The sequence below is a fragment of the Streptomyces sp. NRRL F-5630 genome (genome assembly GCF_000719475.1).
Taxonomy (GTDB): domain Bacteria; phylum Actinomycetota; class Actinomycetes; order Streptomycetales; family Streptomycetaceae; genus Streptomyces.
Genome location: NZ_JOGO01000075.1, coordinates 1 through 21343 on the forward strand (window position 1 = coordinate 1; position 21343 = coordinate 21343).

Consider the following 21343-nt stretch of genomic DNA (forward strand, 5'->3'; position numbering starts at 1 on the left):
CCCCCGCCCCCCAAGCGCCCCAGAGGGGCATCAAACCCCCACCGACTCGTCCATCTCCTCCTCCCGCTCCTCGTGCTCCTCCGGCGTCTCCTCCCTCACCGACGGGGCCGCGTGACGGCGAGGCCCCTCCGAGGCCGGGGCCGGGGCCGGGACCGGTCCCCGGGCAGGGCGGCGGCGCCGCTCGTACAGCCCGGCCACCGTCGTCGCCAGCAGGCCGACGACGAGCCAGGCCACCAGGGTGAGTACGTGGCGGCCGAGGCCGATGTGGTCGAAGTAGACGAGGCTGCGCAGGCCCTCGACGAGGCCCGCGCCGTTCCAGAAGGAGTGCAGCGCGCCGAAGAAGCCGTTGAGGAGTTCGGGGCGGTACAGCCCGCCGGACGTCGTGAAGTTGAGCATCACGAAGAGGATCATCATCGTGAGCGTCGTCCACCGCTTCAGGAACGTGTGCAGGCCCACGCCGAGGAAGAGGATGCCGGCCGAGTAGAGCCAGGCCATGGCCCACACTCCCCACAGCCCGTGCGAGACGACGTGGAAGACGGGCCCCGCGAGCGCCGCGCCGATCAGGCTCACGGCGAAGGACGTCACGACGACGAAGGCGGCCCTGGTCCGCATCCTCAGTACGGCACCCGCCCCGCCGAGCACCGCGACGGAGGCGTAGGAGCCGATGCTCACGGCCACCAGGAAGAAGAAGACGCCCTGCCCCGTGGGGTCACCGTGGGCGGGCGGGGCGAGGTCGGTGACCTTGAGCGGCTTGCCCTGCGCGGTGGCGAGCGGGGTGAACACCTTCTCGGCCACCGTGGCGCTCGTGTCGGCGTTCGTGCTCGCGACGAGCAGTTCGGGCGCTGTGGCCGAGGGGACGAACGCGCCGGAGAGCTGCCGCTCCAAGAGCAGGTGGTGTGCCGCGTCGCGGTCGGGCACCGTGCGCACGTCGAGCGAATCGCCCGCCGCCGCTGCCTTGTCGTGGATCGTCTGCGCGAGCGCGGCGGTGCTCGGGCCCGCGCCGACGACGGCGACCGGCATGTGGTGCGGGGAGGGATTGACGAAAGCGCCGAGGTAGGCGAGGCCCATGCCGACGCACATGAGCATCGGGGTCAGCAGATGGACCAGGACATGACGGGCCGCTGCCAGATCGCGGGCCCTGCCGGGCGCCGGGGCTTCGGCTGAACTCATCGGGAGTACTCCTGTGGAACCGCGCCGTGCCGGGGACAGGCGACGGCGGCCGGGGTGGTTGGTAAATGCAACCATATGCTTACGTTGTACTGTACAACCAAAGCGGAGGAGGTGGTGGCCGTGGCGCACGACGAGCCGGGGGATGCGGCGCATGGCGAGGCGTCGCACGTGGCGCACGGCAGGGATGCCGCGCTGGAGATCATTCAGCGTGAATTGACCGCCTTCGCGCGCAGGGCCAGGGGTATCGCGGCGCATATGCACCCCGAATTGTCCCTCGTTTCCTTCACGCTGCTCAGTCACGTCGAATATCAGCCCGGTTGTCGAGCGACTGATCTGGCCACGCATTATCTGCTCGACAAGTCGACCATCAGTCGCCAGGTTTCCGTTCTCGAACGAGCCGGGCTCGTGGCGCGCGGCGCCGACCCCGTCGACGCGCGCGTGCACGTGCTGCACCTGACCCCCCGCGGCGAGGAGGTGCTCGCGCAGGTGAACGAGGCGCGGCGGCAGGCATTTCGGCGACGCCTCGCCGAGTGGGGCGCCGCGGACCTGGACCGCTTCGCGGAGTACCTCCGGCGGTACAACGCGGCCGGGGGCGAGGTCGGTGACGCGTCCGCGAGCGAAAGCGTTCCACTTGTCGAATAACAGCGCGGCCCCCAATGGATAACGCACGGATAACGCACTCCGAATATGGAGGAATTGTGTGCGTGGACCGGCGTAATCGGGCGGGGAGACCTCCGGGGCGACCTGAGGGTTGCACCTCGGCGCTCTTGTTTCTTTGCTGAATGCGTCCCTACCGTGAGGTGAACTCTCCGCAACGGCAGGGAAAACAAGAATGCCTCACGAGCACGAGACGCTCGCCCCCGCGCAGTCCACCTCTCCAGAGGGTCAGGCCGCACCAGCCCCCACCCCGGTCGTGCCGGGACAGCCCGCCGCCCCGGCGCAGGGCCGTCCCGCACCCTACGACCGCCGCAGCACCCCGCCGTTGCGCGAAGTGCGCAAGCTCGTGCAGAAGAAGCGCGACGCGTGGTGGACCGTCCTGCTGGTCGACCCGCTCGCGACGCCCCTCGTCCGGCTGACCGCCCGGTACACGCGTATCAGCCCGAACCAGATCACGTGGGCCGCGCTGATCCTCGGCCTCGGCTCGGCGGCGCTCTTCGCGCTCGGTGACTGGCAGTGGATCGTCCTCGGGGCGGTCGTCTACCACTTGAGCTTCGTCCTCGACTGCATGGACGGGAAGGTCGCCCGCCTCACCGGGCGCGGCTCCGTCTTCGGCGCGTGGCTCGACTACATCTTCGACCGCATCCGCGTCGCCGCCTGCGCCGTGGCGCTCATGTGGGGCCAGTACCACCGCACCGACAACACCTTCTACATCTGGCTCGCGGTGCTCGTCGTCTTCTGCGACGCGCTGCGCTACATCAACGCCCTGGAGACCTTCAAGACCCGCCTCACCATGCGGCGTCAGATCAAGGCCAGGATGCGTGCCGCGCGCAAGGCGCAGAACAGCGAACAGGTCGCCTTCATGGAGGACCTGCTGCGGGCCAACCCCGAGGCCGACATCGAGCAGGACCTCAACCGCGCGGCCGGTACGACCGCACCCGCCGACCCCGACGAGGACGGCACCGACGAGCCCGCCGGGGCCCCGGCCGCCGCGTCCTCCCCGTACACGTACGCCGCCGAGGAGCGGCGCGGCGCGGCGACGGCCGGGCGCGTAGCGGGCGACGAGCCCGGCTCCGAGGTTCTCGACGACCACGACCCGACCGTCAAGGACCCGTCGGGCGCCGACCTGCCCGGTGCGGGAGAGCTGGGCGACGAGAACACCCCGCCGCTCACGAAGAAGCAGGTCATCGACCTCCAGCAGGAGTTCCGCCGGAAGTTCCCCCTCTACCTGCGCTTCCGCTCCGCCCTTCTGCGGCACCGCATCCGCCCGCACCTCGTGAGCGGCATCGAGTTCCAGATGGGCGTCTTCATCGTCGGGCCGCTCTTCAACGTGGTCCTCGGCGCGACGCTCGTCTCGGCCGCGCTCATGCTCGTCTTCGAGCTGGCCATCGTCTACAAGCTGCTGCTCTCCACCCGCGACTTCGGACGCACCCTGGAGTCCATACCGCTGCCGCCCCCGGCCCTCGCCGAGGAACAGCTCGCGCGCGTCGCCGACGCGACCGGCGCCCCCTACCCGGGCCAGCAGGCACAGGAGGGGCGGTCCCTCGCCCTGGGCACGCAGGTACCGGCCCAGCGCGGCGAGCGGGAGGCCCCGCGGTCCCCGGACTCGCCCTCCTGACGCCGCCGTCGCGCGAGGCCGCCGGAGACCGGCCCCGCTGCTGTGTACCCCTGCCTCGGCTGCCTCCGGGCTCCAGGGAGGGGGCACAGGCCGGCGGGCGCCCGCGCGGTCTCCGGCCGTTGTCGGCGGCGGCCGATTGATCTGGGGCCGTTGTCAGTGGCGGCGGCTACCGTGCGGGGCATGACGAGTGCTTCGGTCGCCCTGCTGCGGGGCGTCAACGTGGGGACGGCGCACAGGGTGCCGATGGCGCGGCTGCGCGAACTGGCCGCCGGGCTCGGGCACCGGGCCGTGCGCACGCACCTCAACAGCGGGAACGTCGTCTTCGTGCCGGGCGCACCACGCCCGTCCGAGGAGCACGCCGCCGAGCTCGCCGCCGCTCTTGAGCGGGAGTTCGGTTTCGCCGTCCCCGTCCTCGTGCTCGACGCGGTACGGCTGCGCGCGGCGCTCGCCGCGAACCCGTACCCCGAAGGCTCCTTCCACGGCTCCCGGCTCCAGTTCGTCTTCCTCTCGGGCCCCGCGGACCCCGCCCGCTTCGCCGGGCTCGACCCCGCCGCCCACGCCCCGGACGACTACCGCCTCGGCGACCGCCTTGTCTATCTGCACACCCCGGACGGCCTCAGCCGTTCCGCCCTCGCCACCGAAGTCCTGCGTCCCGCCCGCCTCCCGGGCCTCTTCACGACGACCCGCACATGGAACACGGTGAAGAAGCTGCTCGACCTCGCGGAGCAGGCCGAGCAGGTGGAGGAGGATACGGGGCGCTGACGACCGTGCCCTCCGCCCGCTCCGCCGACGCCGTCGCCCCCCGGCCCCCTCAGCCCGTGAGCCCGAACCCCTCAAGGCCCCGCAGCCACGCGAGACGGGCCGCCTCGTGGTACGTCCCGCCCCCCTCGTGCCCGTTGAACTCGTAGACCTTCATCTCCTTCTCCTCGACCGGGTACGCGTTGAAGGCCGCGTACACCGTCGATGGCGGGCAGACCTGGTCCTCCAGGGCCGTCGAGAAGAGCGCGGGCGCCGTGCCGCGCGCGGCGAAGTGGACGCCGTCGAAGTAGGAGAGCGTCGCGCGCACGGCGGCGACGCGGTCGCGGAAGACGTTGAGGTACGCCCCGATCTCGCGGTAGGGGTGCTTGTCGGTGAGCGTCGTCGCGCGCGGGAAGTCGCACAGGAACGGCACGTTCGGCGCGATGCCGGCGAGATCGGGCACGAGACCGCCGACCGCGAGCGTGATCCCGCCGCCCTGGCTGGTCCCCGTCGCCACGGTGCGGCTCGCGTCGGTCAGCGGGTGCGAGCGCGCCGCCTCGACGGCCCGTACCGCGTCCGTGAAGACCCGCCGGTAGTAGTACGTGTCCGGGTCGTCGATCCCGCGTGTCATGTACCCGGGCACGGCGGGGCCGCTGCCGCTCGGGTCCACGGTGTCGCCGCCGCCCCAGCCCGCGCCCTGCCCGCGCGTGTCCATCACGAAGTGCGCGTAGCCCGCGCTCGCGGTGAGCAGGTGCGTGTGCGGCAGGCCGCGTCCGCCCCCGTACCCGAGGAACTCGACGACGAGCGGCAGCGGTTCGCTCGTCCCCGCGGGCAGGACGAGCCAGCCGCGAATCCGGTCGCCGCCGAAGCCGGAGAAGCTCGCGTCGTACACCTCGACGGTCGTCAGCGGGACATCGACGCGCTCGAAACGGGCGTCGAGCGGGTGGGCGCGGGTCTCGGTGAGCGTCCGGGTCCAGAAGGCGTCGAAGTCCTCCGGCTCCACGGACGCGCTGCGATAGCCGGGCAGCTTGTCGACGGACAGGTCGAACAGAGCCATGGGGCCTCTCCTCCAACACACGGTGCGGGAACGCACCAGTACAGTGCTGTCGCTCCCAGGCGGCACGGGGCGACGGCGCGACACCCCACGCTATGCCGCCGGACCCGGCAAGGGGAATGGCGGGCGGGGGAAGCGCTCCCCGCCCGCTGAGGTGCGAAGGGAGCGCCATTCGCCGGCCACCCGGCCCCACTCGCGCGCCCGCCACCCCGCCTCAGCCGCGCGCCCGCCACCCGGCCTCGGCCGCGTGCCGCTCGCCCCGTCTCTCAGCCGCGCCCCGCCCACCGCGTCGTCGTCGAGGTCAGCAGGCATGTCGTGTGGCCGTCGTCCTCCTTGATCTCGCGGCGGCGCTCGTAGCCGAGGCGTTCGAGGAGGGTGAGGGAGGGGGTGTTGTGCGCGTCGACGGTCGCGTGCACCTCCGCGAGGCCGAGCGTCTCGTGGCCGTAGGCGGTGAGCGCCGCCGCGACCTCCGTGCCGAGGCCCTGGTGCTGGTGGCGCGGGGCGAGGCCGTAGACGATCTCGTGCCCGTCGAGCCACGGCGCGGGCGAGGGCTTGATCTCGGCGTGCCCGGCGTACGCGCCGTTGAGGCGCACCGCCCACACGGGGAAGCGCTCCTCGGCGTAGACGTAGCTGAAGATCCGCGCGAACAGGGCGCGGTCCTGCTCGGGCGACCGCATCCCGTCGCCGAAGTGCTCGCCGAAGGCGGCCGTCTGGAAGAGGGAGACGAAGTCCTCCTCGTCGGCACGGACGTACGGGCTCAGTACCAGGCGCTCGGTGCGCAGTTCCGGAGTCATCCGGCACACCCTAGTGGGGGTGCTCGAACAGTTGTACGTCAGGCTGCCGCCGCGAGCCGGGGCGTCCGCGCGAGCAGCGCGTCCTCGTACCGCCGTACGAGCAGCCGCGCGACCTCGGGCGCGGGCCCCAGCTCCTGTGCCAGGACGTCCGCTCCGGCCTCGCGCGCGCCCCGCGCGATGCGGTCGGGCAGGAACCCGGGCGCGAGGACGTACGGGGCGACCGCGATCCGCCCCCAGCCCGCCGCGCGCAGCTCCCGCACCGCCTCCTCGGTACGCGGCCCGCGCGCCGAGGCGAACGCGAGCCGCACCGCGCCCCAGCCCGCCCCCCGCCACTGCCGCGCGAGCCCGTCGAGCACCGTCGCCGCCTCGGGATCGCTCGACCCGGCCGAGGCGAGCACCACGGCGGTCGACGCGCGCTCGGCACGCCGGACTCCCGCCTCCGCGAGCCGCCGCTCCAGGGCCGCCGTCAGGAGCGGCGAGGGACCGAGCACGCGCGCGAGCCGCACCCGCACCCGCCGCCCCGGCAGCGCGCGGCGCGCCGCTTCGAGCACCGCCGGGATGTCGCTCTTCGCGTGGAAGGCGCGCGTGAGGAGCAGCGGCAGCGCGACGACCTCGTGCGCGCCCTCCGCCGCGAGCCGCGCCAGCGCGTCCGGCACGGACGGCTCGGCGAAGTCCAGGAACGCCGTCTCGACGGTGAGACCGGGACGCAGGCGCCGTACCCGCGCGACGAGGGCGCGCACGGTGGCGGCGTGGCGCGGATCGCGGCTGCCGTGCGCGACGACGAGGAGTGCGGGTGAGGGGCGCATGTTCAGCTCCTGACGAGCAGCCCGCGCGTGCGCAGCACCCTGCGCTCCAGCGGGCTGAAGATGAGCAGGTCGATCGCGATGCCGACGATCAGGATGAGGAGGATCGCGAAGAACACCATCGACATGCTGCTGTTGGTACGGCCGTTCTCCAGCAACTGCCCGAGCCCGATGCCGAGATCGGGCGAGGACGCGATGATCTCGGCGGCCATGAGCGAGCGCCACGAGAACGCCCACCCCTGCTTGAGTCCCGCCAGGTAGCCGGGCAGCGCGGCGGGCAGCACGATGTGCCAGGTCCCGCGCAGACCCGTCGCGCCGAGCGTGCGGCCGGCTTGCAGGTAGAGCGGCGGCACCTGGTCGACGCCGGAGACGAGGCCGTTCGCGATCGAGGGCACGGCACCGAGGAGGATCACGGCGTACATCATCGAGCTGTTGAGCCCGAGCCACAGCACGGCGGGCGGCACCCACGCGACCGAGGGCAGCGACTGGAGCCCGGAGAGGATCGGCCCGATCGCCGCGCGCACGAACCGCACCCGCGAGACGAGCAGCCCGAGCGGCGTCCCGATGACGAGCGCGAGGAGGAAGCCGAAGAGGCCGCGCGAGACGCTCGTCCAGATGTAGCCGAGCAGCTTGCCCTGCGTCCACGCGTCGCTCAGCTCGCCCCACACCGCGCCCGGCGAGGGCAGCTTGTAGGAGTCGGTGACCTTCGCCCAGACGAGGATCTGCCACACGGCGAGGACGAGGACGACGGAGAGGAGGGGCGGGAGGACCTTGCGGACCAGTACCTCCCGCGCCCCGGCGCGCCCCGTGCCGCCCGAGCCCCCGGCCGTTTCGAGCGCGTCGAGCCCGGCGAGGTCGCCGTCCCCCTCGTCGCCGGTGTCCTTGGGCAACCGCGTGCTTGTCTCAGTGCTGGCCATGACGGCGGATCTCCCCCCGCAGTTCCTCGGTGATCTCGGCGGAAAGCTCCGCCACGGCGGTGTCCTCGATGCGGCGCGGCTGCGGGATGTCCACGCGCCACTCGCGCGCGATCCGGCCCGGGCGCGAGGAGAGCAGCACGACCCGCTCGGCGAGCCGCACGGCCTCGCGCACGTTGTGCGTCACGAAGAGCACCGAGAGCCGCGTCTCGCGCCACACCCGGGTCAGCTCGTCGTGCAGCAGGTCCCGCGTGATGGCGTCGAGCGCGGCGAACGGCTCGTCCATGAGCAGGAGCCGGCTGTCCTGCGCGAGCGCCCGCGCGAGCGCCACCCGCTGCCGCATCCCGCCGGACAGTTCGTGCACCCGCTTCCCGTACGCCCCGTCGAGGCGCACGACGTTCAGCAACTCCTCGGCCCGCGCCCGCCGTTCGGGCCTCGGCACCCCGCGCAGCTTGAGCGCCAGCTCGATGTTCTTGCCCGCCGTGAGCCAGGGGAACAGCGCGTGTTCCTGGAACATGAGCGCGGGCCGTGCGCCCGGTGTGCTGATCTCGCCGGCCGAGGGCGCGTCGAGCCCGGCGACGAGGTTGAGCAGCGTCGACTTGCCGCAGCCCGAGGCCCCGAGCAGGGTCACGAACTCGCCGGGGGCGACGTCGAGCGAGATGTCGTCGAGCACGAGGTGCTGCCCGGCGGGGGTGGGAAAGGACTTGGAGACGTGGGCGAGCCGGGCGGCGGGGCCCGCCTCGCGCGTACTGCCGTCCGTGGCCTCGGCGTACGTCGTCGCCATGGGACACCTCCTGAAGACGGGGCGGGGTGGGGTGGGATGGGGCCGGTACGGGACGGGGGCGCGGCGGCACCGCGCCCCCGCGCCGCTACTTCACGCCGAGACCGGCGTCGTCCACCGCCGGCCGACCCTCGGCCTTGAGCACCTTGTTGAGCGGCCGGAGGTCGTAGATCCCCTTGAGCTGCGGCTTCTTGAGGAGCCCGGCCTTGACCGCGTGATCGGCCTCGGCCTGGAGGGTCGCGGCGAGCGGGTCGTCGAGGAGTTCGATGGACTTCCACGCCGGGTCGAGCTGCTCGGCGGGCAGCGCCTTGCCGCTCAGCTTCTTCAGCGCGTCGTTCGCCGTGGCCTTCGCGGCCTCGTCGTTGTCCTTGATCCACTTGTTCGTCGTGACCGAACCGCGCAGCACCGCCTCGACGACGTCCGGGTGCTCGCTCAGGAACTTCTGCGACACGATGATGTTCGTGATCACGAACTTCTTCTCCGGCCACAGGTCCCGCTCGTCGAGGATCTCCTCGGCACCCTCCGAGACGAGCTTCGACGCCGTCGGCTCGGGCACCCACGCCCCGTCGATGGAACCGGACTTGTAGGCGTCCGGTGTCACCTTGTTGTCCGACCGGACGACCGAGACATCGCCCTTGCCGCTCTGCGCGTCGACCTTCCAGCCCTTCTCCGCGACCCAGTTGAGGAAGGCGACGTCCTGCGTGTTGCCGAGCTGCGGTGTCGCGATGCGCTTGCCCTTGACGTCGTCGAGCGACTTGATCTTCTTCGGGTTGACGACGAGCTTGACCCCGCCGGAGGCCGAACCGCCGATGATGCGCAGGGACTTGCCCTGCGACTGCGTGAAGCCGTTGAGGGAGGGCGAGGGGCCGATGAAACCGATGTCGATCGACCCGGAGTTGAGCGCCTCGATCTCGGAGGGCCCGGCGTTGAACGTCGACGGCTTGACGGTGGTGGCGCCCAGCTCCTTCTGGAACAGGCCCTTCTCGATGCCGACGAGGGCCGTCGCGTGGGTCAGGTTCGGAAAGTAACCGATCCGCACGCTCGACGCCGACAGCTTCTTGGCGCCGGCGGCGACGGGCGACTTCGACGCCTTGTCGCCGTCGTCCGCCTCCGAGCCGTAGCCGCAGGCCGTGGCGACGAGGGCGAGCAGGGGCAGGGCGGTGGCCGCGGCGAGCGAGCGGCGCAGTCTTGCGGAAGGCACGGGAGGGGGTCCTCTCGTTGGCCCGGTCCTCGTCGTTCCCCGTGGGGGAGGGTCGTCAGGAGGCCTCGGGGCGGGTGGAAGGTCTTCGGTGGTGGAGCGCGAGGAGCGCGCGGGCGCTCCCCCGGGGACGGCGCGGGCCGCGGTTCACACACATCGCGCGACACCCCCGGTCCCTGCCCCCAAGGCGCCGCTGCCCACCCGGCCTCCCTCCTTGGCGAAGCCGCTGTACGCGTCCCTGAGGACGGCGGTGCCGCCCCCGGCCGCGGCGGCGTCGCGGAACCCGGCGGCGAGCACGCCGCCCCGGCCCCGTACCGCCGCCGCTTCTCGCGAGGCCATCAGAAGTCCCAGCCCTCGTCCGCCGTGGCGACGGTCCCGGCCGCCTCGGCGCTCCCGCCGAACGCCTCGCCCGCCATCCCGGCGGCGAGCGTCGTGCCGTCCGCCGGGTCGATGAGCAGGAAGGACCCCGTCCGGCGCGATCCGGCGTAGTCGTCGAGCGCGAGCGGGTCCGCGGTGCGCACCACGACGCGGCCGATGTCGTTGGCCACGAGCCGCCCCGGCTCGGGGTGCTGCGCGAGGTCGTCGAGCGAGAGCCGCGAGGGGATCTCCTTGACGATCGCCTTGACGGTCCGGGTCGTGTGCTTGAGCAGCACGCGGTGCCCCACCGTCAGCGGCGTGTCCGCGACATGGCACACGGTCGCCGTCACGTCCCGCGTCACCGCGGGGAGTTCGTCGGCCGGAGCGATCAGGTCGCCGCGCGAGACGTCGAGATCGTCGGCGAGCCGCACGGTCACCGACTGCGGGGCCCAGGCGATGTCCACCTCCTGGCCGAGCGCGTCGATCCCGGCGATCGTGCTCGTACGGCCCGACGGCAGTACGGCGACGCGCTGCCCGACCCGCAGCGCCCCGGAGGCCACCTGGCCCGCGTAGCCGCGGTAGTCGGGGTGCTCGGCGGACTGCGGGCGGATCACGTACTGCACGGGGAAGCGGGCCGGGCAGCCGGTGAGGTCGTGGCTGACCGGGACCGTCTCCAGGTGTTCGAGCACGGTCGGGCCGCCGTACCAGTCCATGCGCGCCGAGGGCTCCACGACGTTGTCCCCGGCGAGCGCCGAGATCGGGATCGCGGTCACCTCCGGCACGCCGAGACGCGTGGCGTACGCCGTGAACTCCTCGGCGATCGCGGCGAAGACGGGCTCCGCGTACTCCACGAGGTCCATCTTGTTGACGGCGAGGACGACGTGCGGCACGCGCAGGAGCGCCGCGACGGCCGCGTGCCTGCGGGTCTGCTCGACGACGCCGTTGCGCGCGTCGACGAGGACGACGGCGAGTTCCGCCGTGGACGCGCCCGTCACCATGTTCCGCGTGTACTGCACGTGCCCCGGCGTGTCCGCGAGGATGAAGCGGCGGCGCGGGGTCGCGAAGTAGCGGTAGGCGACGTCGATCGTGATGCCCTGCTCGCGCTCGGCGCGCAGCCCGTCCGTGAGCAGCGCGAGGTCGGGACCCGAGCGGCCCCGGTCCAGCGAGGCGCGCTCGACCGCTTCGAGCTGATCGGTCAGGACCGACTTGGAGTCGTGCAGGAGCCGCCCCACGAGGGTGGACTTGCCGTCGTCGACGGAACCGGCGGTCGCGAAACGCAGCAGCGTCGTGGCGTGCGTGCCGAGAACCTGGGTGGTGGTCATGGCTAGAAATACCCCTCGCGCTTGCGGTCCTCCATGGCGGCCTCCGAGAGCTTGTCGTCGGCGCGGGTCGCTCCGCGCTCGGTGAGCCGCGAGGCGGCGATCTCCGCGATGACCGCGTCCAGCGTCGTCGCGTCCGAGTCGACGGCCCCCGTGCACGACATGTCGCCGACCGTGCGGTAGCGCACGCGTCGCCGCTCGACCGGCTCGCCCTCCTTCGGGCCGCCCCACTCGCCCGCCGTGAGCCACATCCCGCCGCGCGAGAAGACGTCCCGCTCGTGCGCGAAGTAGATCTCGGGCAGCGCGATGCCCTCCCGGGCGATGTACTGCCACACGTCCAGCTCGGTCCAGTTGGAGAGCGGGAAGACCCGGACGTGCTCTCCGGGCGCGTGCCGCCCGTTGTAGAGCTGCCACAACTCGGGGCGCTGGCGGCGCGGGTCCCACTGCGAGAACTCGTCGCGCAGCGAGAAGACCCGCTCCTTCGCGCGCGCCTTCTCCTCGTCGCGGCGGCCCCCGCCGAACACGGCGTCGAACCGGTGCTCCCGGATGGCCTCCGTGAGCGGCACGGTCTGGAGCGGATTGCGGGTGCCGTCCGGGCGCTCGCGCAGGGTCCCGTTGTCGATGTACTCCTGCACGGAGGCGACGTGCAGCCGCAGCCCGTGCTCCGCCACGACCCGGTCCCGGTAGGCCAGCACCTCGGGGAAGTTGTGCCCCGTGTCGACGTGCAGGAGTGCGAAGGGCACTGGGGCCGGCGCGAACGCCTTGAGCGCGAGGTGCAGCATCACGATGGAGTCCTTGCCGCCCGAGAAGAGGATCACCGGGCGCTCGAACTCGCCCGCCACCTCCCGGAAGATGTGCACCGCCTCGGATTCGAGCACGTCCAGGTGGCTCAGCGCGAACGGGCTCTCGGTGCCGCTCCCCGCGGTCGTCGCCGTCGTCGTCATACCAGTCCCCTCTCCGTGAGCAGCGCGTACAGCGCGGCGGCCGAATCGGCGACCGGCTGCGTGTGCGACTCGATCCGCAGGTCGGGCGCCGCCGGGGCCTCGTAGGGGTCGTCGACCCCGGTGAGTCCCGTCAGTTCGCCGGCCGCCTGCTTGGCGTACAGCCCCTTCACGTCGCGCTCGGCGCACACCTCGACGGGGGTGGCCACGTGCACCTCCAGGTACGGGGTGCCTTCCGCCCGGTGCCGCTCGCGCACCGCCTCACGGCTGTCGGCGTACGGCGCGATGACCGGCACGAGCGCCAGCACCCCGTGCGAGGCGAGGAGTTCGGCGACGAAGCCGATCCGCTGGACGTTCGTGTCCCGGTCGGCGCGGGTGAACCCGAGCCCGGCCGAGAGGAACGTGCGGATCTCGTCGCCGTCGAGCACCTCGGCCTCGCGGCCCTCGGCGCGCAGCCGCTCGGCCAGCGCGTGGGCGATCGTGGTCTTGCCCGCGCTCGGCAGGCCCGTGAGCCAGACGGTCGCTCCCGCCACCTCGTACCCCTCCTCGTTCGTGCCCGGTCGTCCCTCCGGGCGTCTCGCTTCGTCGTCCCGCGCGGCGCGTACCGGCCGCTTCGCGCGAACGCGCCGCTTCGCACACGTGCCGTCCGGGCCGTGCGTCCGCGCGTGCCCGGCGCTTCGCCGTCCGGCTCCGCTCAGCCGTGCAGCCCGCACTCCGTCTTCGCGCGACCGGCCCAGCGGCCCGCGCGCGCGTCCTCGCCCGCGAGCAGCCTGCGGGTGCAGGGCGCGCAACCGACCGAGCCGTAGCCGTCCATGAGCAACGGGTTGGTGAGCACGCCGTGTTCGCTCACGTACGCGTCCACGTCGTCCTGCGTCCAGCGGGCGATGGGGGAGACCTTCACCTTGCGGCGCTTCTCGTCCCAGCCGACCACGGGCGTGTGCGCGCGGGTCGGTGACTCGTCGCGCCGCAGCCCCGTGGCCCAGGCGCGGTAGCCGGAGAGCCCCTCGGCGAGCGGGGCGACCTTGCGCAGGGCGCAGCACAGGTCGGGGTCGCGGTCGTGGAGCTTGGGCCCGTACTCGGCGTCCTGCTCGGCGACGGACTGGCGCGGGGTGAGGGTGAGCACGCGGACGTCCATGACGGCCTCGACCGCGTCGCGCGTGCCGAGCGTCTCGGGGAAGTGGTAGCCGGTGTCGAGGAAGACGACGTCCACGCCGGGGCGCACCCGCGAGGCGAGGTGCGCGACGACCGCGTCCTCCATTGAGGACGTGACGCAGAAGCGGTCCCCGAAGGTGGCGGTGGCCCAGCGCAGGATGTCGAGCGCGTCGGCGTCTTCGAGGTCGCGGCCCGCCTGCTCGGCGAGCGCGCGCAGCGCGTCGTCCGTGAGGGTGCCGGGGTCCGTGGCGGGTATGCCGGGGTGGCTCATGTCCTGTGTTCCCCTTCGCCGTTGTCGCCTTCGGTGGTGGGACGGGGCGGGGGCGCCGCCGTGTGCGAGGGCGCCTCTTCGTGCGCGGGGGCGCCCGCGCGTGCGTGCCCGGGGGCGGCCTCGCGGGCGAAGCCGCGCGCGAGCAGGCCCAGGAAGCCCAGGCGGAAGGCGCGGTTGCAGGCCGCGCACTCCCACGTCCCGTGCCCCTCCTCGCCCGGGCGCAGGTCCTCGTCGCCGCAGTAGGGGCAGTAGAAGGGCACCGCGCGTTGCGTGCCGCCGCCGGTCCGGCTCACGACAGGGCCTCCTGCGGGGCGCGGGCCGCCCAGACGGCGAAGCGCTCGCCGTCCTCGCGCTCGTCGAGGTAGCGGCGCAGCACGCGCTCGACGTAGTCGGGCAGTTCCTCGGCCGTGACCTTGAGCCCGCGCACCTTGCGCCCGAACCCCGCCTCCAGCCCGAGCGCCCCGCCCAGGTGCACCTGGAAGCCCTCGACCTGCCGACCCTCGTTGTCGAGGACCAGCTGACCCTTGAGACCGATGTCCGCGACCTGGATGCGGGCGCAGGCGTTGGGGCAGCCGTTGACGTTGATCGTGAGAGGCTCGTCGAACTCCGGCAGACGCCGCTCCAGTTCGTCGATGAGCGCCGCGCCGCGCGCCTTCGTCTCGACGATCGCGAGCTTGCAGAACTCGATCCCCGTGCACGCCATCGTGCCGCGCCGGAACGGCGAGGGCGTCACCTGGAAGCCGAGCGCCTCCAGGCCCGCGACGAGCGAGCCGACACGCTCCTCGGACACGTCGAGCACGAGCATCTTCTGCTCGACGGTCGTACGGAGCCGGTCCGAGCCGTGCGCGGCGGCCAGATCGGCGATCTTGCTGAGCAGGGTGCCGTCCACGCGTCCGACGCGCGGCGCGAAACCGACGTAGAAGCGCCCGTCCTTCTGCCGGTGCACGCCGACGTGGTCGCGCCAGCGCGCGACCGGCTCGGCGGGCGGGGGGCCGTCGACGAGCTTGCGGAGCAGGTACTCGTCCTCCAGGACCTGCCGGAACTTCTCCGCGCCCCAGTCGGCGACGAGGAACTTCAGGCGGGCGCGGTTGCGCAGGCGGCGGTAACCGTAGTCGCGGAACACGGAGATCACGCCGACGTGCACGTCGGCGACCTCCTCCAGTGGCACCCAGGCGCCGAGGCGCACGCCGAGCTTCGGGTTCGTCGAGAGGCCGCCGCCGACCCACACGTCGAACCCGGGCCCGTACTGCGGGTGTTCCACGCCGACGAAGGCGACGTCGTTGATCTCGTGGGCCACGTCGAGCAGCGGGGAACCGGAGACCGCCGTCTTGAACTTCCGTGGCAGGTTGGAGAATTCGGGGTTCCCGATGACCCGCCGCTGGATCTCCTCGATCGCGGGCGTGCCGTCGATGATCTCGTCCTCGGCGATCCCCGCGACCGGGGAGCCGAGCACGACGCGGGGGGTGTCGCCGCACGCCTCGGTCGTCGAGAGGCCGACGCCCTCCAGGCGCCGCCAGATCTCGGGGACGTCCTCGATCCTGATCCAGTGGAACTGCACGTTCTGCCGGTCGGTGAGGTCGGCGGTGCCGCGCGCGAACTCCTGCGAGACCTCGCCGATCACACGGAGCTGGGCGGTCGTGAGCCGGCCGCCGTCGATGCGGACGCGCAGCATGAAGTACTCGTCGTCCAGCTCCTCCGGCTCCAGGACCGCCGTCTTGCCGCCGTCGATCCCGGGGCGCCGCTGCGTGTACAGGCCCCACCAGCGCATCCGGCCGCGCAGGTCGTTGGGGTCGATCGAGTCGAAACCGGCCTTCGCGTAGATCGTCTCAATACGTGTCCGTACGTTGAGACCGTCGTCGTCCTTCTTGAACTGCTCGTTGCCGTTGAGCGGCGTGAAGTGACCCACCGCCCACTGGCCTTCACCACGGTGACGGCTCGCCTTGCGGCGGGAGGCTGCGGGGGGCGTCGGGGCGTCGGCCATGGCGGTACGTCCTTCGGGGCGTGCGGGCGCGCTGCGCGCGGCTCGGCGGGGGCGCGACATGCGGGCAGGCGGCGGCTCGGGCCTGCGGGGAGCGGTGGCCGTGCGCGGCGCTGCGCAGGCGGGGGAGAGGGCGGCCGGGGGTGAACGGGCCGCGGGGGACGGGGAGGTGGGACCCTCAGCGCGCCCGACAGATGGCGCTGGACATGCGGCAGAGATCGACGTGCCGTCGACTTACCAAGGCGATTCCAGCGGAAGACATGGCGGAAGCGTGGCACGGGGGGATTGGGGGAGTCCACCATTGTCCACACAGTGGACGCTGACGTTTCGTGATGTGGACACGCTGGCTCGCGGGCGGCCACACGGGCCTCCCCCGGGCCCCGCTCCTCAAGCGCCGGAGGGCTGGGGACTAGAAGGCGTTCGGCCAGGGGCCAGGGGCCGCCACCGCTTCCTCCCGCTCCACCTCCGTCCGGTACACCCTGAAGCCCCTGCGCTCGTAGTTCGTCCTCGCGTGGGCGCCGTCCTTGCTGCACGTGTGGAGCCAGACGCGGCCGTCCGGGCCCGCCAGGTCCCAGGCGCGCGCCGTCGCGTACGACAGCAGGTGGGCGCCGATGCGGCGGCCCCGGAAGGCGGGAATGAGACCGAAGTAGACGATCTCCACCGAGCCGTCGTCCTCGCGGGCCGCCAGTTCCGCGTACCCGGCCGGGGTGCCGCGCTCGTACGCGATCCAGGTCTGGGTGCCCTCCAGCTCCTTCGTCCAGCGGGCGTGGTCCCAGCCGAGGCGGTCGGTCCAGGTGACGTCCTGGCCGACCGCCGTGTACAGGAAGCGGCTCAGTTCCGGCGAGACGATCTCGGCGCGGACGACCCGGACGCCCTCCGGCGCGGGGACGAGGGGGCCCGCGTCCTGGGGCGAGGTCTGTTCCAGGTACCAGGTGGTGACGTCGACGGTGCTCATGGACTCAGGGAATCACACGCCCCCCGCCCCCTGACCACGAGCGGCGACTGCGAGGCGGGGAGCAGGTCCCCCGGGCCGCTCGGCAGCAGCAGCTCCGTCTCCCAGCCGTCCCGGAAGCGGTACGGACGGTGGTCGAGCACCCCGTGCAGCGTCCGCCGCAGCCGCGAGAGCTCCGCCCGCACCGTCACCGTGCGGCCGGCGTCGCCGAAGAGGTCGAGCGCGAGCTGCGCCGCCGTACGGCCCTCCCGGTGCACGGCGAGCACGTACAGGATCTCGGCGTGGCGCGGGCTCAGCCGCGCCGACCAGCTCCCGCCCCCGCCGCCCGCGACCGTGAGGACGGCCCGGCGCCCGCCCGTGAGGTCGAGGACGATGCGGCCCGGTGCGGCGCCGTCCTCCGGACTCTCCTCGCGCACCCGCAGCAGCCAGCCCCCCGGCAGCGGCTCGACCGCGCAGGGGCCGAGGCCCGGCAGGACGACGCTGTCGCCGGGAGTCGCGGGCAGCGACAGGCGGCGCGGGGGAGTGAGGCCCGTGGCGCCCGCGACCCACCCCTGCGGGTCCACGACGACGGCGGGAGTGCCGATCCGGCTCAGGATCGGCGCGGCGACCGCGCGCAGCACCTCCACCGACTCCAGGTGCCGCAGCCGCAGCTCCGACTCCGCGAGCCGCGTCACCGACTCCACGAGCGCGAGCGCCGCGGGGTGGAACGTCGAGCGGGGCCCGCTCAGGTCCACGACCCCGAGCAGCCGCCCGTCGCGCGGGTCGTGGAGCGGCGCCGCGGCGCACGTCCACCGGTGCAGCACCCGGACGAAGTGCTCCCCGCCGTGCACCTGCACCGCCGTCCCCGTCGCGAGCGCCGTGCCGATCGCGTTGGTGCCCGTCGCCCGCTCCTCCCACGCGGCGCCCTCGGCGAGCGAGATCGTGTTCGCGAGCCGCAGCGTCCGCCGGTCCCCCGAGCGCCACAGGACCCGCCCCTCGGCGTCCGCGACGATCATCACCTGACCCGCGGACTGCGCGGCCGGAGCGAGCCCGCGCCCCAGCTCCGGCAGTATGTCGCGCAGCGCCGAGGTACGCCGCCGCCCCTCCAGGACCTCGCGGTCGAGGCGTTCGGTCTCGATGCCCTGACCGGGGACGACACCGTCCCGGCTGACCCGCTGCCAGGAGGCGTCGATGACGGGGCGGGGCGGCGCCCCCTCGCTCCTCGGCACGGCGGTGCGCGGGGACGGAGACTGCGTGCGCGGCACGGGCGGCTCCCGGAAGGTTGTCGTCGGTACCGGCTCCCCCCGTGGGCGCCGGCGCTGCGGGTTCCATCCTGCTGCCCACGGCGCCGCTCGCGCCGCGAATCAGCCATGCCGGGTGCAACCTTCTGCAACTCTCGCGCACCGGCAGCCCGCCACGGGATGCTGGTGGCGGCACCCGCGAGGGTGCCCGCGCCTTTCGGGGCCGCGTACCGGGGTGGTGCCGTGTCGGCGCGGCACCACCCCGCCGCGTACCCGGAGGTGCTCCCCTCGGGGCGCGACCGGGCAGCCGCCCGGTTGCCGCCTCGCGGAGCCGCTACCCCAGCGCCACTCCCGCCCGCTCCACGAGCGCCGCCGTCGGCGCCGTGTGCGGCAGCGTGCCGAAGGCCGTGCCCCAGTCGCCGCCCAGCCGCGAGGCGCAGAAGGCGTCCGCGACCTCCGGCGGGGCGAAGCGGACCAGGAGCGAGCCCTGGAGGACGAGCGCCATCCGCTCCACGAGCCGCCGGGCCCGCGCCTCGATGCCCTCCAGATCGGCCAGCTCCTGGAACAGGCGCTTCACCGCCGCGTCCAGCCGGTCGTCCGCGCCGCGCGCGGCCCCGAGTTCGCCGAGGAAGGCGTCGAGCGCGCCCGGCTCGCGCTGGAGCGCGCGCGGCACGTCGAGCGCCTGCACGTTCCCCGAGCCCTCCCACAGCGAGTTGAGCGGCGACTCGCGCAGCAGCCGCGGCAGGCCCGACTCCTCCACGTACCCGTTGCCGCCCAGGCACTCCAGGGCCTCGGCGACCACGGGTGTGCACCGCTTCGTCACCCAGTACTTCGCGACGGGCACCGCGAGCCGCAGCAGCGCCCGCTCCCGCTCGTCGCCCGCGCCCGCCGCGTCGTACGCGCCGGCGAGCCGCAGCGCGAGCGTCGTCGCCGCCTCCGACTCCACGGCGAGATCCGCCAGGACGTTGCGCATGAGCGGCTTGCCGACGAGCGGCCCGCCGAACGCCTCCCGGTACGTGGCGTGGTGGATCGCCTGCGCCACCGCCTGCCGCATGAGCGCCGCCGAGCCCAGCGCGCAGTCCAGGCGCGTCGCCGAGACCATCTCGATGATGGTCCGCACCCCGCGCCCCTCCTCGCCCACGAGCCGCGCCCAGGTCCCGTCGAACTCGACCTCGCCCGACGCGTTCGAGCGGTTGCCGAGCTTGTCCTTGAGCCGCTGGATCGCGAAGACGTTCCGCTCCCCGTCCGCGAGGACCCGCGGCACGAGGAAGCAGCTCAGGCCGCCCGGCGCCTGCGCGAGCACGAGGAACCCGTCCGACATCGGCGCCGAGCAGAACCACTTGTGCCCGGTCAGCGCGAAGGCGCCGTCCTCGGCGAGCGACACCGCGCGCGTCGTGTTGGCGCGGACGTCGCTGCCGCCCTGCTTCTCGGTCATGCCCATCCCGAGGAGCGCGCCCGCCTTCTCGCCCACCGGACGCAGCCCCTCGTCGTAGACCCGCGAGGTCAGCAGCGGCTCCCACTCGGCGGCGAGGTCCGGCTGCGCGCGCAGCGCGGGCACCGCCGCGTGCGTCATCGACAGCGGGCAGCCGTGCCCCGCCTCCGCCTGCGTCCAGGTCAGGAACCCCGCCGCCCGCCGTACGTGTCCCCCGGGCCGCGTCCACGCGCCCGTGAGCCCCGCCGAGACCGCGTGCCCGAGCAGCCGGTGCCACGCCGGATGGAACTCGACCTCGTCGATGCGGTGACCGAAACGGTCGTGCGTGCGCAGTTTCGGAGGATTCTCGTTCGCCTGCGCCCCCCACTCCTGCGCCTGCGCCGATCCCGCCGCCCGGCCCAGCTCGCTCAGCTCGGTCCGCGCCTCGGTCAGCAGCGCCGGATCGAGGTGGCGTTCCACGGCCTCGCTCAGCGCCCGGTCGGCGGTGAAGACGTCGTACCCGACCAGGGGCGGGGGCTGGTTGGTCACTGTGTGGGTGCGCGATGCCATACGGATACGGTAAGGACGTGCACCAGGCAAAAGAAACAGCTACGCGGAGGAGACCGGGCCGTCTCCGCCGCGTCCGGGCGCTCTACCGCAACGTGTCCAAGCGTCGCACCGCCTGGTTGCTCGTGAAGGACACCGTCAACTCCTGTATGGAGTACCGCATCCTCGGCCTCGCCGCCGAGGCCGCGTTCTTCACGCTGCTCTCCGTGCCGCCGCTGCTCCTGTGCCTCGTCGGCCTCCTCGGCTACGTGGACGCGTGGACGGGCGCCGACACCATCGCGGGGTTCGAGCAGCACATCCTCGACGCCTCCCGCACCGTCCTGTCGGACCAGGGCGTCCACGACATCGCGAAACCGATCTTCGAGGACGTCACGCGCGGCCGCCCCGACGTCATCTCGATCGGCTTCGTCTTCGCCCTGTGGTCCGGCTCGCGCGCCGTCAACGTCTTCATCGACACCATCACCGTCATGTACGGGCTCGACGGCGTCCGGGGCATCGTGGCGACGCGCCTGCTCTCCTTCGGCCTCTTCATCGTCGGCCTGCTCGTCTGCTCCGTCGCGCTGCCGCTCATGGTCGCCGGTCCCGACACCGTCGTGCACCTGCTGCCCTGGAGCGGCACGGCCGTCCAGATCCTCTACTGGCCGGTCGTCATCATCCTGTGCGTCGTCTTCCTCACGACGCTCTACCACGTCTCCGTCCCCGTCCGCTCGCCGTGGATCGAGGACGTGCCGGGTTCCTTCGTGGCGCTCGCGATGTGGTTCGTGTGCAGCTTCGCGCTGCGCATCTACCTCACCTCGACGATCGAGGGACCGACGATCTACGGCTCGCTCGCCGCGCCCGTCGCCGTCCTCCTGTGGATCGGCGTCTCGGCCTTCGCCGTGCTCGTCGGCGCCGCGATGAACGCGGCGATCGACCGCGTCTGGCCCTCCGTCGCGACCGCCGCCGCCCGCGCGGCGAACGAGCGCGCCCGCGAGGCCGAGGCGGCGGGGGCGATGGCCCGCTACGCCGCCGAGCGCGCCGGGCACGGTGAGCCGGGAGACCCCGACATGCCCTCCGAGTACCCGGAGCGCTGGGCCGGTTTCCTGCCCCCCGAGGACGTCTCCTCGCGCCTTCGCGCCCACGTCAAGCGCCGCCACGGCAAGCACGCCAAACGCCCCGACCCGGGCGACGGTACGGGGACGGGCCAGGGCGGCGCGAGCCCGGCGCCCCCGCCCGGCACCGACCCGACCCAGGCCCCGCCGGGCGAGCCCCCCTACGAGAGCGAACCGCCCTACGACGGCGACACCGGCTACGTCTCCGGCGACCCCGGCTACGTCTCCGGAGGCGGCCAGCACCGGGGCGGGGGGCGGCACGAGAGCGAGGGCGGCGGCTGGCCGCAGGGCGGCTGAGGGAGGAGGCCCCCGAGAGGGCACAGCCGCCGGCGCGGGGACACGGGCCGGTGGCTGACG

Annotated in this window: 21 protein-coding genes and 1 pseudogene; 4 read left to right on the top strand and 18 right to left on the bottom strand. The window is 73.2% G+C overall.

From position 1 onward, the window contains the following. Nucleotides 1-30: 30 nt before the first annotated feature. Nucleotides 31-1170, bottom strand: coding sequence for a hypothetical protein (locus tag IF99_RS0125435; protein ID WP_234340848.1), 1140 nt, complete (start codon nucleotides 1168-1170; stop codon nucleotides 31-33). Nucleotides 1171-1338: 168 nt separating this feature from the next. On the opposite strand from IF99_RS0125435, the gene IF99_RS0125440 reads away from it, so the two are divergent. From IF99_RS0125440 to IF99_RS0125450, 3 genes are all read left to right on the top strand, one after another. Further along, the gene (locus tag IF99_RS0125440) at nucleotides 1339-1812 is read left to right on the top strand and encodes a MarR family winged helix-turn-helix transcriptional regulator (protein ID WP_030999754.1); all 474 of its coding nucleotides are present in this window, start codon (nucleotides 1339-1341) and stop codon (nucleotides 1810-1812) included. A gap of 190 nt (nucleotides 1813-2002) precedes the next feature. Then, nucleotides 2003-3445, top strand: a complete 1443-nt coding sequence (locus IF99_RS0125445; RefSeq protein ID WP_030999756.1) for a CDP-alcohol phosphatidyltransferase family protein — start codon at nucleotides 2003-2005, stop codon at nucleotides 3443-3445. Between the two features lie 180 nt (nucleotides 3446-3625). Next, the gene (locus tag IF99_RS0125450; RefSeq protein WP_030999758.1) at nucleotides 3626-4207 is read left to right on the top strand and encodes a DUF1697 domain-containing protein; all 582 of its coding nucleotides are present in this window, start codon (nucleotides 3626-3628) and stop codon (nucleotides 4205-4207) included. Between the two features lie 49 nt (nucleotides 4208-4256). Here the strand turns inward: IF99_RS0125450 and IF99_RS0125455 are convergent, their stop codons facing one another. The 17 genes and pseudogenes from IF99_RS0125455 to IF99_RS0125535 form a co-directional block, all read right to left on the bottom strand. After that, nucleotides 4257-5240, bottom strand: coding sequence for an acetylxylan esterase (locus tag IF99_RS0125455; protein ID WP_030999760.1), 984 nt, complete (start codon nucleotides 5238-5240; stop codon nucleotides 4257-4259). Nucleotides 5241-5503: 263 nt separating this feature from the next. Beyond that, the gene (locus IF99_RS0125460; protein ID WP_030999762.1) at nucleotides 5504-6031 is read right to left on the bottom strand and encodes a GNAT family N-acetyltransferase; all 528 of its coding nucleotides are present in this window, start codon (nucleotides 6029-6031) and stop codon (nucleotides 5504-5506) included. A 38-nt stretch (nucleotides 6032-6069) separates the two neighbouring features. Beyond that, on the bottom strand, nucleotides 6070-6837 hold the full coding sequence (locus IF99_RS0125465) for a sirohydrochlorin chelatase (protein WP_030999764.1): 768 nt from the start codon (nucleotides 6835-6837) through the stop codon (nucleotides 6070-6072). Nucleotides 6838-6839: 2 nt separating this feature from the next. Beyond that, nucleotides 6840-7751, bottom strand: a complete 912-nt coding sequence (locus IF99_RS0125470) for an ABC transporter permease (RefSeq protein WP_030999765.1) — start codon at nucleotides 7749-7751, stop codon at nucleotides 6840-6842. After that, nucleotides 7738-8532 (bottom strand): ABC transporter ATP-binding protein, encoded by a 795-nt coding sequence (locus IF99_RS0125475; RefSeq protein ID WP_030999767.1) that lies wholly within the window; start codon nucleotides 8530-8532, stop codon nucleotides 7738-7740. The genes IF99_RS0125470 and IF99_RS0125475 overlap by 14 nt, the downstream gene beginning before the upstream one ends. Nucleotides 8533-8617: 85 nt before the next feature. Next, entirely contained in the window at nucleotides 8618-9730 is a 1113-nt protein-coding gene (locus IF99_RS0125480; RefSeq protein ID WP_030999769.1) for an aliphatic sulfonate ABC transporter substrate-binding protein, read from the bottom strand. A gap of 144 nt (nucleotides 9731-9874) precedes the next feature. Further along, nucleotides 9875-10066, bottom strand: a complete 192-nt coding sequence (locus IF99_RS0125485) for a hypothetical protein (RefSeq protein ID WP_030999771.1) — start codon at nucleotides 10064-10066, stop codon at nucleotides 9875-9877. Continuing rightward, nucleotides 10066-11406: a sulfate adenylyltransferase subunit 1 gene (locus IF99_RS0125490; protein WP_030999773.1), complete on the bottom strand. Its 1341-nt coding sequence runs from the start codon at nucleotides 11404-11406 to the stop codon at nucleotides 10066-10068. The genes IF99_RS0125485 and IF99_RS0125490 overlap by 1 nt, the downstream gene beginning before the upstream one ends. A 2-nt stretch (nucleotides 11407-11408) precedes the next feature. Continuing rightward, on the bottom strand, nucleotides 11409-12347 hold the full coding sequence (gene cysD, locus IF99_RS0125495) for a sulfate adenylyltransferase subunit CysD (RefSeq protein WP_030999775.1): 939 nt from the start codon (nucleotides 12345-12347) through the stop codon (nucleotides 11409-11411). Continuing rightward, nucleotides 12344-12877 (bottom strand): adenylyl-sulfate kinase, encoded by a 534-nt coding sequence (gene cysC / locus IF99_RS0125500; protein ID WP_030999777.1) that lies wholly within the window; start codon nucleotides 12875-12877, stop codon nucleotides 12344-12346. The genes cysD and cysC overlap by 4 nt, the downstream gene beginning before the upstream one ends. A 161-nt stretch (nucleotides 12878-13038) precedes the next feature. Next, on the bottom strand, nucleotides 13039-13767 hold the full coding sequence (locus IF99_RS0125505) for a phosphoadenylyl-sulfate reductase (RefSeq protein WP_030999779.1): 729 nt from the start codon (nucleotides 13765-13767) through the stop codon (nucleotides 13039-13041). A 107-nt stretch (nucleotides 13768-13874) separates the two neighbouring features. Further along, a pseudogene (locus IF99_RS35830) lies at nucleotides 13875-14060 on the bottom strand (hypothetical protein); the annotation flags it as partial. Further along, nucleotides 14057-15748: a nitrite/sulfite reductase gene (locus IF99_RS0125515; protein WP_030999784.1), complete on the bottom strand. Its 1692-nt coding sequence runs from the start codon at nucleotides 15746-15748 to the stop codon at nucleotides 14057-14059. The gene IF99_RS0125515 and the pseudogene IF99_RS35830, both read right to left, overlap by 4 nt. A 175-nt stretch (nucleotides 15749-15923) precedes the next feature. Continuing rightward, on the bottom strand, nucleotides 15924-16007 hold the full coding sequence (locus IF99_RS35640; protein ID WP_311607211.1) for a putative leader peptide: 84 nt from the start codon (nucleotides 16005-16007) through the stop codon (nucleotides 15924-15926). Between the two features lie 147 nt (nucleotides 16008-16154). Then, nucleotides 16155-16700, bottom strand: a complete 546-nt coding sequence (locus tag IF99_RS0125525) for a GNAT family N-acetyltransferase (protein WP_030999786.1) — start codon at nucleotides 16698-16700, stop codon at nucleotides 16155-16157. Continuing rightward, nucleotides 16697-17941: a GAF domain-containing protein gene (locus tag IF99_RS0125530; RefSeq protein ID WP_030999788.1), complete on the bottom strand. Its 1245-nt coding sequence runs from the start codon at nucleotides 17939-17941 to the stop codon at nucleotides 16697-16699. Before IF99_RS0125530 ends, IF99_RS0125525 begins: the two co-directional genes overlap by 4 nt. Before the next feature lie 310 nt (nucleotides 17942-18251). After that, the gene (locus IF99_RS0125535; RefSeq protein ID WP_030999790.1) at nucleotides 18252-19898 is read right to left on the bottom strand and encodes an acyl-CoA dehydrogenase family protein; all 1647 of its coding nucleotides are present in this window, start codon (nucleotides 19896-19898) and stop codon (nucleotides 18252-18254) included. On the opposite strand from IF99_RS0125535, the gene IF99_RS0125540 reads away from it, so the two are divergent. Further along, entirely contained in the window at nucleotides 19892-21283 is a 1392-nt protein-coding gene (locus tag IF99_RS0125540; RefSeq protein ID WP_420705718.1) for a YhjD/YihY/BrkB family envelope integrity protein, read from the top strand. The genes IF99_RS0125535 and IF99_RS0125540 overlap by 7 nt on opposite strands. The last annotated feature ends 60 nt before the right edge of the window (nucleotides 21284-21343 follow it).

What these genes read in the sequence shown, in the direction of transcription:
- IF99_RS0125465 (WP_030999764.1), bottom strand. Translation starts at nt 6,837, where the DNA reads ATGCGCCCCTCACCCGCACTCCTCGTCGTCGCGCACGGCAGCCGCGAT.
- IF99_RS0125475 (WP_030999767.1), bottom strand. Translation starts at nt 8,532, where the DNA reads ATGGCGACGACGTACGCCGAGGCCACGGACGGCAGTACGCGCGAGGCG.
- IF99_RS0125535 (WP_030999790.1), bottom strand. Translation starts at nt 19,898, where the DNA reads ATGGCATCGCGCACCCACACAGTGACCAACCAGCCCCCGCCCCTGGTC.
- IF99_RS35640 (WP_311607211.1), bottom strand. Translation starts at nt 16,007, where the DNA reads ATGTCTTCCGCTGGAATCGCCTTGGTAAGTCGACGGCACGTCGATCTC.
- IF99_RS0125505 (WP_030999779.1), bottom strand. Translation starts at nt 13,767, where the DNA reads ATGAGCCACCCCGGCATACCCGCCACGGACCCCGGCACCCTCACGGAC.
- IF99_RS0125490 (WP_030999773.1), bottom strand. Translation starts at nt 11,406, where the DNA reads ATGACCACCACCCAGGTTCTCGGCACGCACGCCACGACGCTGCTGCGT.
- cysD (WP_030999775.1), bottom strand. Translation starts at nt 12,347, where the DNA reads ATGACGACGACGGCGACGACCGCGGGGAGCGGCACCGAGAGCCCGTTC.
- IF99_RS0125460 (WP_030999762.1), bottom strand. Translation starts at nt 6,031, where the DNA reads ATGACTCCGGAACTGCGCACCGAGCGCCTGGTACTGAGCCCGTACGTC.
- IF99_RS0125455 (WP_030999760.1), bottom strand. Translation starts at nt 5,240, where the DNA reads ATGGCTCTGTTCGACCTGTCCGTCGACAAGCTGCCCGGCTATCGCAGC.
- IF99_RS0125470 (WP_030999765.1), bottom strand. Translation starts at nt 7,751, where the DNA reads ATGGCCAGCACTGAGACAAGCACGCGGTTGCCCAAGGACACCGGCGAC.
- IF99_RS0125435 (WP_234340848.1), bottom strand. Translation starts at nt 1,170, where the DNA reads ATGAGTTCAGCCGAAGCCCCGGCGCCCGGCAGGGCCCGCGATCTGGCA.
- IF99_RS0125525 (WP_030999786.1), bottom strand. Translation starts at nt 16,700, where the DNA reads ATGAGCACCGTCGACGTCACCACCTGGTACCTGGAACAGACCTCGCCC.
- IF99_RS0125485 (WP_030999771.1), bottom strand. Translation starts at nt 10,066, where the DNA reads ATGGCCTCGCGAGAAGCGGCGGCGGTACGGGGCCGGGGCGGCGTGCTC.
- IF99_RS0125515 (WP_030999784.1), bottom strand. Translation starts at nt 15,748, where the DNA reads ATGGCCGACGCCCCGACGCCCCCCGCAGCCTCCCGCCGCAAGGCGAGC.
- IF99_RS0125540 (WP_420705718.1), top strand. Translation starts at nt 19,892, where the DNA reads ATGCCATACGGATACGGTAAGGACGTGCACCAGGCAAAAGAAACAGCT.
- IF99_RS0125445 (WP_030999756.1), top strand. Translation starts at nt 2,003, where the DNA reads ATGCCTCACGAGCACGAGACGCTCGCCCCCGCGCAGTCCACCTCTCCA.
- IF99_RS0125450 (WP_030999758.1), top strand. Translation starts at nt 3,626, where the DNA reads ATGACGAGTGCTTCGGTCGCCCTGCTGCGGGGCGTCAACGTGGGGACG.